Annotated in this window: 12 protein-coding genes; 6 read left to right on the forward strand and 6 right to left on the reverse strand. The window is 69.7% G+C overall.

Features of this window, described 5'->3' with window-relative positions; translation table 11 throughout:
• Window positions 1-73 precede the first annotated feature (73 nt).
• The 3 genes from ACU6RU_RS10095 to ACU6RU_RS10105 all read left to right on the forward strand — a co-directional run bounded on the left by ACU6RU_RS10095 (window position 74) and on the right by ACU6RU_RS10105 (window position 2,792).
• Window positions 74-682: an acetate uptake transporter family protein gene (locus ACU6RU_RS10095; RefSeq protein WP_289329910.1), complete on the forward strand. Its 609-nt coding sequence runs from the start codon at window positions 74-76 to the stop codon at window positions 680-682.
• A 98-nt stretch (window positions 683-780) separates the two neighbouring features.
• Window positions 781-1,887, forward strand: coding sequence for an NAD(P)-dependent alcohol dehydrogenase (locus ACU6RU_RS10100; RefSeq protein ID WP_446726462.1), 1,107 nt, complete (start codon window positions 781-783; stop codon window positions 1,885-1,887).
• A gap of 95 nt (window positions 1,888-1,982) precedes the next feature.
• On the forward strand, window positions 1,983-2,792 hold the full coding sequence (locus ACU6RU_RS10105; RefSeq protein ID WP_446726463.1) for a DUF1206 domain-containing protein: 810 nt from the start codon (window positions 1,983-1,985) through the stop codon (window positions 2,790-2,792).
• Window positions 2,793-2,905: 113 nt separating this feature from the next.
• Here the strand turns inward: ACU6RU_RS10105 and ACU6RU_RS10110 are convergent, their stop codons facing one another.
• The 3 genes from ACU6RU_RS10110 to ACU6RU_RS10120 are packed head-to-tail and all read right to left on the reverse strand — an operon-like array spanning window position 2,906 to window position 6,420.
• Window positions 2,906-4,663, reverse strand: a complete 1,758-nt coding sequence (locus tag ACU6RU_RS10110; protein WP_446726464.1) for a proline--tRNA ligase — start codon at window positions 4,661-4,663, stop codon at window positions 2,906-2,908.
• A gap of 39 nt (window positions 4,664-4,702) precedes the next feature.
• Window positions 4,703-5,893 (reverse strand): hypothetical protein, encoded by a 1,191-nt coding sequence (locus tag ACU6RU_RS10115; protein ID WP_446726465.1) that lies wholly within the window; start codon window positions 5,891-5,893, stop codon window positions 4,703-4,705.
• Window positions 5,884-6,420, reverse strand: a complete 537-nt coding sequence (locus ACU6RU_RS10120) for an RNA polymerase sigma factor (protein ID WP_446726466.1) — start codon at window positions 6,418-6,420, stop codon at window positions 5,884-5,886. The genes ACU6RU_RS10115 and ACU6RU_RS10120 overlap by 10 nt, the downstream gene beginning before the upstream one ends.
• Window positions 6,421-6,479: 59 nt before the next feature.
• On the opposite strand from ACU6RU_RS10120, the gene pcp reads away from it, so the two are divergent.
• Window positions 6,480-7,115: a pyroglutamyl-peptidase I gene (gene pcp, locus ACU6RU_RS10125; RefSeq protein ID WP_446726467.1), complete on the forward strand. Its 636-nt coding sequence runs from the start codon at window positions 6,480-6,482 to the stop codon at window positions 7,113-7,115.
• Window positions 7,116-7,127: 12 nt separating this feature from the next.
• Here the strand turns inward: pcp and ACU6RU_RS10130 are convergent, their stop codons facing one another.
• Window positions 7,128-8,195: a hypothetical protein gene (locus tag ACU6RU_RS10130; protein WP_446726468.1), complete on the reverse strand. Its 1,068-nt coding sequence runs from the start codon at window positions 8,193-8,195 to the stop codon at window positions 7,128-7,130.
• 67 nt (window positions 8,196-8,262) lie between these two features.
• Window positions 8,263-9,393: a flavodoxin-dependent (E)-4-hydroxy-3-methylbut-2-enyl-diphosphate synthase gene (gene ispG / locus ACU6RU_RS10135; RefSeq protein ID WP_023955151.1), complete on the reverse strand. Its 1,131-nt coding sequence runs from the start codon at window positions 9,391-9,393 to the stop codon at window positions 8,263-8,265.
• A gap of 238 nt (window positions 9,394-9,631) precedes the next feature.
• On the opposite strand from ispG, the gene ACU6RU_RS10140 reads away from it, so the two are divergent.
• A complete protein-coding gene (locus tag ACU6RU_RS10140; RefSeq protein ID WP_120264837.1) occupies window positions 9,632-11,569 on the forward strand; it encodes an anthranilate synthase family protein in 1,938 nt (645 codons plus the stop codon).
• 24 nt (window positions 11,570-11,593) lie between these two features.
• Here ACU6RU_RS10140 and ACU6RU_RS10145 read toward each other — a convergent pair whose 3' ends face one another.
• Window positions 11,594-12,898, reverse strand: a complete 1,305-nt coding sequence (locus tag ACU6RU_RS10145) for a M50 family metallopeptidase (protein WP_120264836.1) — start codon at window positions 12,896-12,898, stop codon at window positions 11,594-11,596.
• 56 nt (window positions 12,899-12,954) lie between these two features.
• Here ACU6RU_RS10145 and ACU6RU_RS10150 point away from each other — a divergent pair, with 56 nt between their 5' ends.
• On the forward strand, window positions 12,955-13,542 hold the full coding sequence (locus ACU6RU_RS10150; RefSeq protein WP_289329916.1) for a hypothetical protein: 588 nt from the start codon (window positions 12,955-12,957) through the stop codon (window positions 13,540-13,542).
• The last annotated feature ends 29 nt before the right edge of the window (window positions 13,543-13,571 follow it).

The following is a 13,571-nucleotide window of genomic DNA, read 5'->3' on the forward strand; positions in this document are numbered from 1 at the left end:
ATGGGGCTGGGAACGTGTTTGCCCGGTGCTGGGGAGGAACTGTCGATCGGGCGATCTCGGGATACTGGGGAGCATGACCGAACGCACTCCCCGCCTCGCCGACCCCGGACTGATCGGATTGCTCGGTTTCGTGATCGCCACGCTCACGGCCCAGCTGGAGCATCTCGGGCTCCAGAACGAGAGCCCGGTCTTCTGGGTCGGCGCCGTGTTCGGCGGTGTGGTGCAGGTCACGGCGGGGATGCTCTCGTACTTTGCGGGCGACGACTTCCACTTCATCGTCTACAACGCCTTCGGCTGGTACTGGATCTGCATGCCGGGCTTCCTGCTCGGCGGCGAGCTCGGGTTCTTCGAGGTGGAAGGGCCGGCGCGGGGCGTCTTCACGCTGATGTTCGCCATCCTCGCGCTGGTGTTCGCGCTCTCCGCCGCTTCGCGGAACACCGTGCTGCCCGTGACCCTGCTCGCGGTCGCGGCCGGTCTCGGTCTGCAGACCGTCACCGCATTCGGCGGCCCGGCCACCGTCGGAGCGGCGGGTTCGGTCGCCCTGCTGCTGGCCTCCGCGCTCGCGGCGTACATGCTGCTCGAGAAGTTCTACGCCCGCACGCTCGGCCGCAGCATCCTGCCACTGGGGCCCGCGTGGTTCCGGACAGCCTCCCCTGTATCGATTCAGGCGCATACTGTTTGAGGACCGGGCGGCCCGCGGTGCGGGAGACGACGCCCGATCGTGACATCGGTCGCGACGACGGCATTGCCGCCGTGACCGCAACGCGAAAGGAACCTCACATGACCACCACCGCGCACGCCGCCGTCCTGCACGGCCAGGACGCCCCGTTCACGTTCGAGGAGATCACCCTCGACGACATCCGCCCGAACGAGCTGCTCGTGAAGGTCGCCGCGACCGGGCTGTGCCACACCGACCTGGCCGTGCAGCACGGCCACATCCCCGCCGCATTCCCGTTCGTGCTCGGCCACGAGGGAGCCGGCACCGTCGAGCAGGTCGGCGATGCCGTCGTCGGCTACGCCGTCGGCGACAAGGTCGCGGTGTCGTTCGCGTCGTGCGGCCACTGCACCAACTGCCTCACGGGGCGCGAGGCGTATTGCCGTAACTTCATGGCGCTCAACTTCGGCGGAGCACGCGAAGACGGGTCGGCCACCATGACCGCCGCCGACGGGTCGGCCGTGCACGGGTCGTTCTTCGGCCAGTCCTCCTTCGCCAGCCACGTCATCGTCGAGGCCCGCAACGCGGTGAAGCTGCCTGAGAACGCCGATGTCGAGATCGCCGGACCCCTGGGCTGCGGTGTGCAGACCGGCGCCGGCACCGTACTCAACTCGCTCGACGTCCCCGCCGGGGCATCGGTCATCGTGACCGGCACGGGAGCCGTGGGGCTCTCCTCGATCATGGGCGCGAAGGTAGCCGGCGCCACGACGATCATCGCGGTCGACATCCTCCCGGAGCGGCTCGAGTTCGCCGCCAAGCTCGGCGCGACGCACACCGTCAACAGCAAGGACGAGGATGCCGTCGCCCGCATCCTCGAGATCACCGGCGGCGTCGGCGCGGACTACGCCGTCGACACCACCGCCGTTCCCGCCGTCGTCGACACGATCGTCGCCGCCACCGCGTTCGGTGCCAAGATCGCCCTGGTCGGCGTGCCCAAGCCCGGAACCGAGATCGCACTCGCATCGATCTCCGGCTCGGGCAAGACGTTCGTCGGCGCGATCGAGGGCGACGCGGTGCCGCAGAAGTTCATCCCCGAGATGCTCGCGCTGCACGAGGCCGGCCGCTTCCCCTTCGACCAGCTCATCACCAGGTACCCGTTCTCCGAGATCGAGCAGGCCATCGCCGACACGCAGTCGGGCAAGGCGGTGAAGGCCGTCCTCGTCATGGACTGAACCCGATGCGCCGAGCGGGTCGGAGTGCGCAGCACATCGCGGCGTGCTCCGACCCGCTTCGTTGTGACGGCCGCGCGACGCCGTAGGCTCGCGGGATGGCCGAACACGGGGTGCACGACGCGGCGAGCGCCGTCGAACGGCATCCCGCGGCACGTGTGCTGGCTCGGGGCGGTTACGTCGCGAACGGTTTCGTGCACCTGCTGATCGGCTCGCTCATCGTCGCGGTGGCCTTCGGTGGCGAGCGCGACGCCGACCAGACGGGGGCGTTCCGCGCGGTCGCCGAGCTTCCCCTCGGTTTCATCGCGCTCTGGGCGGCGGCCACGCTCTTGGCCGCTCTGGGTGTCTGGCACCTGGCCGAGGGCATGCTCGCCTCGCGGCGCCGACGCGGGGCGTCCGTCTGGGGACTGCGCGTCTCGGAGTGGGGGCAGGCGATCGTGTTCCTGTTCTTCGGCGGGCTCTCGGCCGCCGTGGCACTCGGCGCCCGCCCGCAGGCCGACGAGACCGCGCGCGACGCGAGCCGCGGCATCCTCGCGCTTCCCGGCGGCGTGTTCGCGATCGTGTTCGTCGGCGTCGGTGTCGCGATCGCCGGAGTGGTCTTCGTCGTGATGGGCGTGCGTCGTTCGTTCCGTTCGAAGATGACGATCCCCGACGGTGCCGTCGGCCGTGTCGTCGAGGGCCTCGGGGTCGCCGGGTTCATCGCGAAGGGCGTCGCCCTCGGATCGCTGGGCGGAGTGCTCGTCGTCGCGGCCGTGCGCTCACGCGCCGATGAGGCGGGCAGTCTGGATGCCGCGATCCGGGCGTTGCTCGATCTCTCGTTCGGTCGCGAGATCGTGGTCGTCGTCGGCGCCGGGCTCATCGCCTACGGTGTGTTCACCGTCTTCCGCGCGCGCTACGCCGCCCTCTGAGCCCCGGCCGTTCGACCGCTCGCCGCTTTCGGGCGCGCTTCGGCCCTTCGAGCGCACAAAAAAGTGCGCCGGATGCCGCAACCTGCGCGGCATCCGGCGACGAGAGACGAAGCTCAGCGGGCGGTGAGTCGAGCGACGGCGTCGGCGACCGGGATGGTCTCGCGCTCTCCGGTGCGGCGGTCCCACAGCTCGACCTGGCCGTCGGCGGCACCGCGACCGACGATGACGATGCGCGGCACACCCACCAGCTCGGCGTCGCCGAACTTCACGCCGGGCGACACCTTCGGGCGGTCGTCGTAGACGACCTCGAGCCCTGCCGCCTCGAGATCGCTCGAGAGCTGTTCGGCCAGCTCGAAGGCCGCGGCATCCCGGCCCGTCGCCACGACGTGCACGTCGAACGGAGCCACCGATGCGGGCCAGATGAGCCCGCGCTCGTCGTTGTTGAGCTCGGCGATGATCGCGAGGATGCGGGTGACGCCGATGCCGTACGAGCCCATGGTGACCGTCACGAGCTTGCCGTTCTCGTCGAGGACCTTCAGCCCCAGCGCCTCGGCGTACTTCCGGCCGAGCTGGAAGACGTGGCCGATCTCCATGCCGCGCGCGATCGAGACGGGGCCTGAACCGTCGGGGGCCGGGTCGCCCTCGCGAACGGTGGCGACCTCGACGAACGCGTCGGCCGTGAAGTCGCGGCCCGCGACGAGCGAGTGCACGTGCTTCTGGTCGATGTTCGCGCCGGTGATCCACGAGGTGCCGTCGACGACGCGGGGGTCGAGGACGTAACGGATGCCGGTCGCCGACTCCTCGCCGAGCACCGGCCCCTCGGGCGACCATGGGCCGATGTAACCCTTCACGAGCAGCGGGTTCTTCGCGAAGTCCTCGGCCGTCGCCGGCTCGACCTCGGCCGGTGCGAAAGCGACCTCGACGCGCTTGTCGTCGACGTCGCGGTCGCCGGGCAGGCCGACGACGACGAGCTCGCGCGTGCCGTCGAGGTGCGTGAGGGCGAGCACGACGTTCTTGAGCGTGTGGGCCGCGGTGAACTCGCCCTCGAGGTTCGCGTTGACGTGTGCCACGAGCGTCTCGATCGTGGGGGTGTCGGGCGAGTCGAAGATGACCGGTTCCGGGAGGCCGTCGATCGGCTTGGCCTCCGGGACGACCGTCGTGAACGCCTCGACGTTCGCCGCATATCCGCCCGCGGAACGCACGAACGAGTCCTCGCCGACGGGCGTCGGGTGCAGGAACTCCTCCGAACGCGATCCGCCCATGGCCCCGGCATCCGCCTGGACGATGACGTACTCGAGACCGAGGCGCTGGAAGATGCGCTCGTACGCGTCGCGCTGCGCCTGGTAGCTCACCTCGAGACCGGCGTCGTTCGCGTCGAACGAGTAGGCGTCCTTCATCGTGAACTCGCGTCCGCGCAGCAGGCCCGCACGGGGACGCGCTTCGTCGCGGTACTTGTCCTGGATCTGGTAGATCGTCAGCGGCAGGTCTTTGTACGACGAGTAGAGATCCTTCACGAGCAGCGTGAACGCCTCTTCGTGCGTGGGCGCGAGCAGGTAGTCGCCGCCCTTGCGGTCGTGCAGGCGGAACAGCAGATCGCCGTACTCCTCCCAGCGTCCCGTCGCCTCGTACGCCTCACGCGGCATCAGGGCCGGGAAGTGCACCTCCTGCGCACCGGCGGCGGCCATCTCCTCGCGCACGACGCGCTCGATCTTCGCCTTGACGCGCAGGCCGAGCGGCAGCCAGGCGAAGATGCCTGCTGCTTGCGGTCGGATGTAGCCGGCGCGGATCAGCAGCTTGTGACTGGCGACCTCGGCGCCCGCGGGGTCTTCACGAAGGGTGCGGAGGAACAGGTGCGACATACGGGTGACCACGAGTCGAGTCTACGGATGCCGCGGGGCCGCGACGTGCGCTCACCAGGCGCCGCGGAGCGCGGCGAGGGCACGTCGAGCGAGTTCTCGGTCGGTTTCTCCTTCTTGAACCGCGACGGCGACGACGTTCGACCCAACCGTGGCAAGCAGCGTGGAGGCGCGATTCTGCTGAGCGGGAACGACCGCCGCCGACAAGCCCTCTCCCAGGTCGACCCGTTCCAGCCCGGCAGTGCGGTCATCCCACTGCCGGTGCGCGCCGGGATACAGGTAAATGGTTCCCAGACGCGAGTCGTCTGCGGACGAGCGGATCGGACAGATCCAACGCGTACCGAGCCGCTCGAAGACGAGCTCGTCGGGAAGCAGACCACCGCCCAAGTAGCCGATCACATACTCGCCGGCGAACTCGGAAAGCCCGATGCGCGCACTGAAGCTGTCGCAGTCGCCGATGCCGGGACCGTCGACGATGTCACGGGGGGCGTTGCGTGCCGGCTCTCCTACGACACGGACCGACACGAGGTCGATGGCCGCCGTCAGTATCTCCGTCGACGGCTCCGTGGAGTGATCGATCTCCGGTTCCAGAGAGGCACCGGCGAACACCCACCAGTCGCCGACGACCCGTGCCATCACGCAGGTGGTCGTCCCGTAATTCACATCGCAGATCTTGTCGCGGTAGTAGTCCACATCGTCAGCCGAAATCGACGCGGCCGGGTAGACGGAGACCTCCATCGACGTCGCGGCACGTCCGCGCGGATCCTGCGACGCCGCGAAGCGTATGCATCGCACGCCACCGAGAGCTTCGGAGGGGTCGAATTCGGACGCGTCGAACACCGTGCCACCCCATGCGAGCGTCTGCTCTTCGACGCTCAGGCTGCCCTCGCCGAGGAGTTCATCCCAGTCGTCCATCGTGATCAGTTCTCCACATCGTCGTGGAACGAACGCCTCCGGCTCCTCCGCAACGCTCGACGTGGGGTCCGGCGTCGGAGTCGGCGTCGGCGTCGCGGTAGGTGTCGGCGTCGACGTCGACGTCTCGACCGGGGTCGCGACGCGGTCATCGGGACGGAGGGCCGCGAAGGTGACACCGGCGACGACGACGGCGACGAGCACCGACGCTGCGGCGCCCGCGACGATCCGCGACCGGCGCGCGCGGGCGGCCCGCATCCGCTTGGCACCGCCGACGACGCGATCACGCAGATCGCCGCGCTCGTTCGGGGTGAGCTGATCGTTCAGGTCCACGATGCCTCCATCGCCGTCATCTCGTCGCGTAGCCGGCTCTTCGCCCTCGACAGGCGCGACTTCACCGTTCCCACCGGAATCCCCAGAGTCTGTGCGACATCGCGTTCGGGATATCCCTCGAGCACGCTGAGGACGACGACGCTCTGCTCTCCCACCGGCAACTGCTTGAGTGCGGCGAGCACACCGCTCTCGTCGTGAGCAGACGGTGCCCCGGAAGCCGCCGCGGCCGGCGTCTTCGCCAACAGCGCCCGATATCGTCGCCCCGATCGCTCGAGGTTGCGAGCCGCGTTCGCAACGGTCGTCAGCAGCCACGGCAGCGGCGAACCGTCGACGAGGCGCACGCTCGCGCGCTTTCGCCACAGCTCGAAGAACGCGACGGCGACAGCATCCTTCGCGTCTTCGCGATCGGTCAGCAGACGGCTCGCCTGCCGGAACAGCCGCGACTCGTATCTATCGAACAGGTCACCCAGTGCGGACTCGTCGCCCGCTCGCAGTCGCTGCCATGCAGCGGCCTCATCATCTCCCACACCTTGTAGTGTCCGGCACCGAGGCGAAGGTTCGCGGACACGCGAACTAATCTGAGCAGATGACGACCGTGCTGCTGACCGGGTTCGAGCCGTTCGCCGGAGACGCGACGAACCCGTCGGGCGACGCCGTCCGCATGGTCGCCGATCAGTGGGACGAACCGGAACAACTCGTCACCGCGGTGCTCCCGGTCGAGTTCGACCGCGCGCGCCGCATCCTCCTCGAGCTCATCGCGACGCACGAGCCCGACGTCGTCATCGCAACGGGGCTGGCCGGCGGACGTACCGGCATCACGATCGAGCGTGTCGCCGTCAATCTCCTCGACGCGCGCATCCCCGACAACGCCGGCGACCAGCCGGTCGACGTCCCGTCGTCCCCCGGTGGGCCCGCCGCCCACTTCGCGACCCTGCCCGTCAAGGCGATCACCGCTGCGATCACGGATGCCGGCATCCCCGCCACCGTCTCGCACTCAGCCGGCACGTTCGTCTGCAACCACGCGATGTTCACCGTGCTCGACGTCGCTGACTCGGAGCACCGCCGTGCAGGTTTCATCCACGTGCCGTACACGAGCGAGGACACCCCCGCCGGTCAGCCGTCGCTTCCACTCGCCGACATCGTGCGTGCTCTGCGCATCGCGCTGCGCACCGCACTCGACACCGACGTCGATGCGTCCTACGCGGCGGGCACGATCGCCTGACACGGGCTGGCTTCAGCTGGAGAGTGCGGTGATCATCCGGGACAGGATCTGAGCCGCGACTTCGACGTCCTGCGAGGACATGCTCACAACGTTCGTGCCGTCTGTCGCGAAGACAAGCATCGAGCCGTAGCCCCGATCGACACCGAACGAGTCCGCGGCGCCGGCGACGTCGACGGCGACCGCCGTCTCCGCCGCGCCGGTGCGGAGTTGATTCCACTGCCAGCCGAGACCGGGGGTCACGAGTGGCGTGAGGATGCGGAATTCGTGCGTGTCGTAGTCGAGCCGTTCACTGTCGGAGAACATCGGGCAGCTCCGCGCGATACCGGCCGAGGCGAACAGGACTTCCTCGGGCTGCTGCGACCCCTCCCAGTACCCGTGGAGGTAGGGGCCGATGATGTCCTCAAGACCGATGGCTTCCCCGAGCTCGACGCAGTCGGGGATGGACCACGTCTGTTCGGTGCGGTCGACGGCGCGTGGCTTCGTCGCGGACGCGAGGTTTCGCGACACTGCCTCGACGGATGCGGCCAGAAGTTCTTCCGGCGCTTCATAGACCTCTGAGCCGGCTGTTGCACTGACCCAGTTGTCTCCCACTCGCACGCCGAAACGACATGCGCTCGAGTCGTAGTTCGGTTCGCAGAACGCGACCGAGTACGCGGCGGAGATCTCGTTCGTCACCGCGGCGGCGGGCAGCACCATCGTGGTGAGGTTTCTGACGCCCGCGGCGGGCTCGACGCCTTCCGCCGCGTACCAGGTGCAGGCAAGGCCCCCCACGGTGCCGACGGGGTCGGCCCCCACGGGAACGGGGCGCTCCGGGTCCCAGAGGGCGATCTGCTCGGCGGCGGTGATCGACCCCGCACCGAGGAGCTCGTCGCGCTGCTCGACCGTGAGCATCTGGTCGCAGTCGCCGTCGAACGCCCGGACCGGCTCGAGGTTCGGCGTCGGCGTGGCTGTCGGGGAAGGCGCGTCCGAAGAGGGGCTCGCCGGTGTCGGCGTCTCCGCCGCTCGTTCGACGGGAGCGCACCCCACCGCGAGAGCTGCGGCGAGCGCGAGGGACAGGAGCACGGCAGGACGGCGAAGCACGCAGCCAGCCTGGCAGGTGCCACCTGGGCCCCGCGGCATCCGCGGTCGAAGCGTTATGGAACCGATCTCAGGCGGTGACGACCTGCGCTGTGCCGAGCGGCGCATCGGGGCCGAGCTCGTCGGCGATGCGGCGGGCCTCTTCGATGAGGGTCGCGACGATCTCCGACTCGGGCACCGTCTTGATGACCTCGCCCTTGACGAAGATCTGTCCCTTGCCGTTGCCCGATGCGACGCCGAGATCGGCTTCGCGCGCCTCTCCGGGACCATTGACGACGCAGCCCATGACGGCGACGCGCAGGGGCACGGTGACATCCTTCAGACCAGCGGTGACGTCATCGGCGAGCGTGTACACATCGACCTGCGCGCGCCCGCACGAGGGGCATGAGACGATCTCGAGCTTGCGCTCGCGCAGGTTGAGCGACTGCAGGATCTGGTGTCCGACCTTCACCTCTTCGGCCGGCGGCGCCGACAGCGAGACACGGATAGTGTCGCCGATCCCCTCGCCGAGCAGGATGCCGAACGCGGTGGCGCTCTTGATCGTCCCCTGGAAGGCGGGACCGGCCTCGGTCACGCCGAGGTGCAGCGGCCAGTCGCCGCGCTCGGCGAGCTGCCGGTAGGCCTTGACCATGACGATCGGGTCGTTGTGCTTGACCGAGATCTTGAAATCGTGGAAGTCGTGCTCCTCGAAGAGCGAGGCCTCCCACACCGCGCTCTCGACGAGGGCTTCCGGGGTCGCCTTGCCGTACTTCTCGAGCAGGCGGCGATCGAGCGAGCCGGCGTTGACGCCGATGCGCAGCGACACCCCGGCGGCCTTCGCCGCGTTCGCGATCGCACCGACCTGGTCGTCGAACTTCCGGATGTTGCCCGGGTTCACGCGCACAGCCGCGCATCCGGCGTCGATCGCCTGGAAGACGTACTTCGGCTGGAAATGGATGTCGGCGATGACGGGGATCTGGCTCTTCTTCGCGATGATGTGCAGCACGTCCGCGTCGTCCTGCGAGGGCACGGCCACGCGGACGATCTCGCACCCGGATGCCGTGAGCTCGGCGATCTGCTGCAGCGTCGCGTTGATGTCGGTGGTCGGAGTGGTCGTCATCGACTGCACGCTGACCGGTGCTCCACCCCCCACGAGCACCTTTCCGACACGGATCTGCCGACTCTTGCGGCGGGGAGCGAGGACGTCCGGAACCTGGGGCATCCCGAGATTGACAGCTGGCACGGGCACAGCCTACGCGGCACCGCCGCAGACGGGCTGGGAGCCGCGCAGCGCCGCATCCCCCACTCGGGTGTGATAATTTCGGCCCATGCGCACGCGCCTCTCCTGGTGGCACACCGCCTAGGCGGTGTGTTCGACGTGCACACGTTTCAGACCGCCCGGCGTTGAAGGCCCGGCGGTCTTCTTCGTGGGGCGGGCGTTCCGACGAAGAAAGACGACGATGACCGGTTCTCTCCCGACCCTGACCGATCTCGCCGCGAGCGGTGAGCCGTTCGCGCTCATCGCGCGCGACGGGGCGAGCGTCGAGGTGCTGCGCGGTGACGTCGTCGACGTCGACCTGCTCGCCGACATCCCGCTGGACGACCCGGACGGGACCCCGCGCGAGGTGCTCGCCCTCGTCCCGTTCCGACAGGTCGTCGAACGTGGCTTCGTCTGCCACGACGACCGGGCGCCGCTTCGCTGTCTGCGCGTCTCCGACCACGCCGCGCTGCCGCTGGCCGAGGCGCTCCGCCAGCTGCCGTCCGAGCGCGTCCCCCTCGAGGACGCCGGGTTCGACATCTCGGACGACGACTACGCCGACATCGTCCGACGCGTGATCGCCGATGAGATCGGCCGGGGTGAGGGGGCCAACTTCGTCATCCGCCGCGACTTCACCGCCAGCGTCGACACGGATGCCGTCACCGCCGGCCTCACGTGGTTCCGGGCGTTGCTGCAGCACGAGCGCGGCGCGTACTGGACGTTCCTCGTCGTGACCGACGGCCACGTCGCGGTCGGCGCCAGCCCGGAGGCCCATGTCAGCGCCCGCAGCGGCGCGCCCGCCGAGCCGGGCACCAGCATCGTCACGATGAACCCGATCTCCGGCACGTTCCGCCACCCCCGCGGCGGCGCGACGGCCGAGACCCTGACGGAGTTCCTCTCCTCGACGAAGGAGACCGAGGAGCTGTTCATGGTGGTCGACGAGGAGCTGAAGATGATGTCGGCGGTCTGCTCCGACGGCGGCCGCATCACCGGGCCTCATCTGAAGGAGATGTCACGCCTGACCCACACCGAGTACATGCTGCGCGGGTCGAGCACGATGGATCCCCGCGACATCCTCCGCGAGACGATGTTCGCCCCCACCGTCACGGGATCGCCCATGCAGAACGCGTGCACCGTCATCGCGCGACACGAGCGCACGCCGCGCGGCTACTACTCCGGTGTCGCCGCCCTGTTCACCCCCGCACCGGGTGGGGGCCACGATCTCGACGCGCCGATCCTGATCCGCACCGCCTACCTCGTCGACGGCCGGTTGCGCGTGCCGGTGGGCGCGACGCTCGTGCGGCACTCCGACCCCGCGGGCGAGGTCGGCGAGACCCACGGCAAGGCGGCTGGTGTCCTGGGGGCGATCGGCGCCGTCGACCGTGACGAGGCGCCCGCCTCGATCGCCGACACCGCGGCCGTCGACGAAGACGCGCCCGCGGCGCATCGTCCGCGACTCGGCGACGACCCGACGATCGCCGCCCTCCTCTCCTCGCGCAACGCGCGGCTCGCGCAGTTCTGGCTCGACCCGCAGGCGGCGCACGGCGGTCCTTACGCGGGCCGCGAGGTGCTGGTCGTCGACGCCGAGGACCGGTTCACCACCATGCTCGGCCATCAGCTGCGCCACCTCGGGTTCTCCGTGCGCATCGCTCCGTGGAACGAGGTCACGGATGCCGCGGTCGACGACGCGGGGCTCGTCGTCTTCGGGCCCGGCCCCGGCGATCCGCGAGACGACGCGAGCCCTCGCATCGCACGCATGCGCGAACTCGTCGCCCGCCGGGCCGAGGCGGGGCGGCCGCTCCTCGCGGTGTGCCTGAGCCACCAGATCCTCGCCGATCGGCTCGGGATCGGTCTGGCTCCCCTCGCATCTCCGCACCAGGGTCTGCAGAAGAGCGTCGACGTGTTCGGCGAACCGGCATCCATCGGGTTCTACAACACCTTCACCGCGCGCGTCGCCCCGGGCACCACCCGGCTCGGCGACACCGAGATCGCAGCCGACCCCTCGTCAGGTGACGTCTATGCGCTGCGCGGTCCCGGGTACGCATCCGTGCAGGGACACCTCGAGTCGATCCTGTCGCGCGACGGTCTGCCGACGCTCGAGCGGCTCATCGGATTCGCGCTGGGACCCGTCGCGGCCTGACTCGCGCCGCCCCGGCGGCGAACGTCAGCCGAGGATCGAGATCGGGTTGAAGACGTCGGCGAGGATGAGCGTCCCGCCCATGACGATGAGTCCGATCACGACGACGAAGGTGACGGGCACGAGCTTCGTGGCGTCGACCGGCCGCGGCGACGGGCGGCGGAACAGCTTCGCCCACGCGCGCTTGATGCCGTCCCACAGGGCGACGACGACGTGTCCGCCGTCGAGCGGGAGCAGGGGCAGCAGGTTGAAGATGAACAGCGCGATGTTGAGCGACCCCAGCAGGCTCAGCAGGTCGACGACGCGATCCTGAATCGGCGCCTCCGTCGCGGCGACCTCGCCCGCGATGCGGCCCGCTCCGACGACGGACAGGGGCCCGTTCGGGTCGCGCTCGCCGCCGGTGACGAGGGCCACCCCCGTCTGGTACACCTTGACCGGGAGCTGCCAGATGACGCTCGCGACGGCGCCGAGCCGGTCGACCGCAGCCTGCGGTCCGGTCCAGATCGGCTGCGGGACGTTGACCCGGGTACCCGTCATGCCGACGAACCCGACCTCTTTGACCTCGCTCGTGCCGTCGTCGTTCATCACGGGACGTTCGGCGGCGACCGGGGTGACCTCGAGCGTCACGCGGTCGCTGCCACGCTCGACCACGATCGGGATCGTGCGCCCCGGTGCCGCCTGGATGATCGCGGTCGCCTCGGCGTAACCCGAGACATCGGTGCCGTCGACGGCGACGATGACGTCTCCCGGACGGATGCCCCCGGCTGCCGCGGGAGACACCGGATCACCGGCCTCGCACGTCGTGCGGTCGGCGCCCGCCGGGATGACGCACTCGTTGACCGCGGCGATGGTGGGCGAGACGCTCGGGATGCCGATCGCGCTGAGTGCGATCGCGAAGAGGACCATGGCGAGCACGAGGTTCATGAACGGACCGCCGACCATGATGACGATGCGCTTCCACACCGACAGCTGGTAGAACGCCGGGCGCGTGTCGTTCTCGACGAGCGTCTCGGCGTTGGCGAGGCGGGCATCCTGCACCATCGCCCCGAAGAATCGGCCGCTGCGTCGGGTCGCTGCGTCGGGCTCGTCGGGAGCCGGCGGGTACATGCCGGACATCGAGATGTAGCCGCCGACGGGCAGTGCCTTCACGCCGTACTCGGTCTCACCGAAGCGCCGCGACCAGAGGGTCGGACCGAGGCCGATCATGTACCGGCCGACGCGCACGCCGAACAGCTTCGCGGGGACGAGGTGCCCGACCTCGTGCAACGCGATCGAGACGGCGAGCCCGACGACGAGCAGCACGACGCCGATGACGAAAGCGAGGACGGTCACGACCGCTCAGAGTACCCGTCGAGTCTTTGAATCGGCCCAGGCCGTAAACTCCAACCATGGAGCGGGCGCGGAGTGCGACGGTGCGGCGTGCGCGCGCCGTGCGGGGAACCGCCTCCGCCGCCGTCGCCACCGTCTTCGCCGCCACCGCCCACACCATCTCGGGCGGGCTCGCGCCGCTCTGGCTCATCGTCGCGGCGACGTTGCTCACCACTCCCGCCGCGGTCTGGCTCGTGGGCCGCGCCCCGTCGGCGTGGCGGACCGGACTCGTCGTCCTGGCGAGCCAGGGGCTGTTCCACACCTTCTTCTCCATCGCCGGCGCAGCCGACCCGACGGCGCCCGTGCCGCATGTCCACGGCGGCGCCTTCCCCGCCGCCGCCCCGCTCTCACATGCGCACGCCGTCGGCACGAACATGACCGCCACGCACGTTCTCGCGGCGGCGGTCACCGTCGCGACGCTCGTCGCCGGCGAGCGTCTCGTACGCCTCATCCACCGCGGCATCCGCCGGTTCGCGCGACTGATGTCGCCGTCGATGCGCACACGGACTCCTCTGCTGCGCCCCGCTGCCGGCCGCGAGCGCATCCTCCCGGCACGCCGCCTGCGTTCCTCTCTCTCGCTGCGGGGTCCACCGGTCACCACCGTGTGAGCCCCCCTTCCCGTCGCGGACGGCACCGT

Source organism: Microbacterium sp. F1-18 (assembly GCF_052921305.1).

What these genes read in the sequence shown, in the direction of transcription:
- ACU6RU_RS10095 (WP_289329910.1), top strand. Translation starts at nt 74, where the DNA reads ATGACCGAACGCACTCCCCGCCTCGCCGACCCCGGACTGATCGGATTG.
- ACU6RU_RS10100 (WP_446726462.1), top strand. Translation starts at nt 781, where the DNA reads ATGACCACCACCGCGCACGCCGCCGTCCTGCACGGCCAGGACGCCCCG.
- ACU6RU_RS10105 (WP_446726463.1), top strand. Translation starts at nt 1,983, where the DNA reads ATGGCCGAACACGGGGTGCACGACGCGGCGAGCGCCGTCGAACGGCAT.
- pcp (WP_446726467.1), top strand. Translation starts at nt 6,480, where the DNA reads ATGACGACCGTGCTGCTGACCGGGTTCGAGCCGTTCGCCGGAGACGCG.
- ispG (WP_023955151.1), bottom strand. Translation starts at nt 9,393, where the DNA reads ATGCCCCAGGTTCCGGACGTCCTCGCTCCCCGCCGCAAGAGTCGGCAG.
- ACU6RU_RS10140 (WP_120264837.1), top strand. Translation starts at nt 9,632, where the DNA reads ATGACCGGTTCTCTCCCGACCCTGACCGATCTCGCCGCGAGCGGTGAG.
- ACU6RU_RS10150 (WP_289329916.1), top strand. Translation starts at nt 12,955, where the DNA reads ATGGAGCGGGCGCGGAGTGCGACGGTGCGGCGTGCGCGCGCCGTGCGG.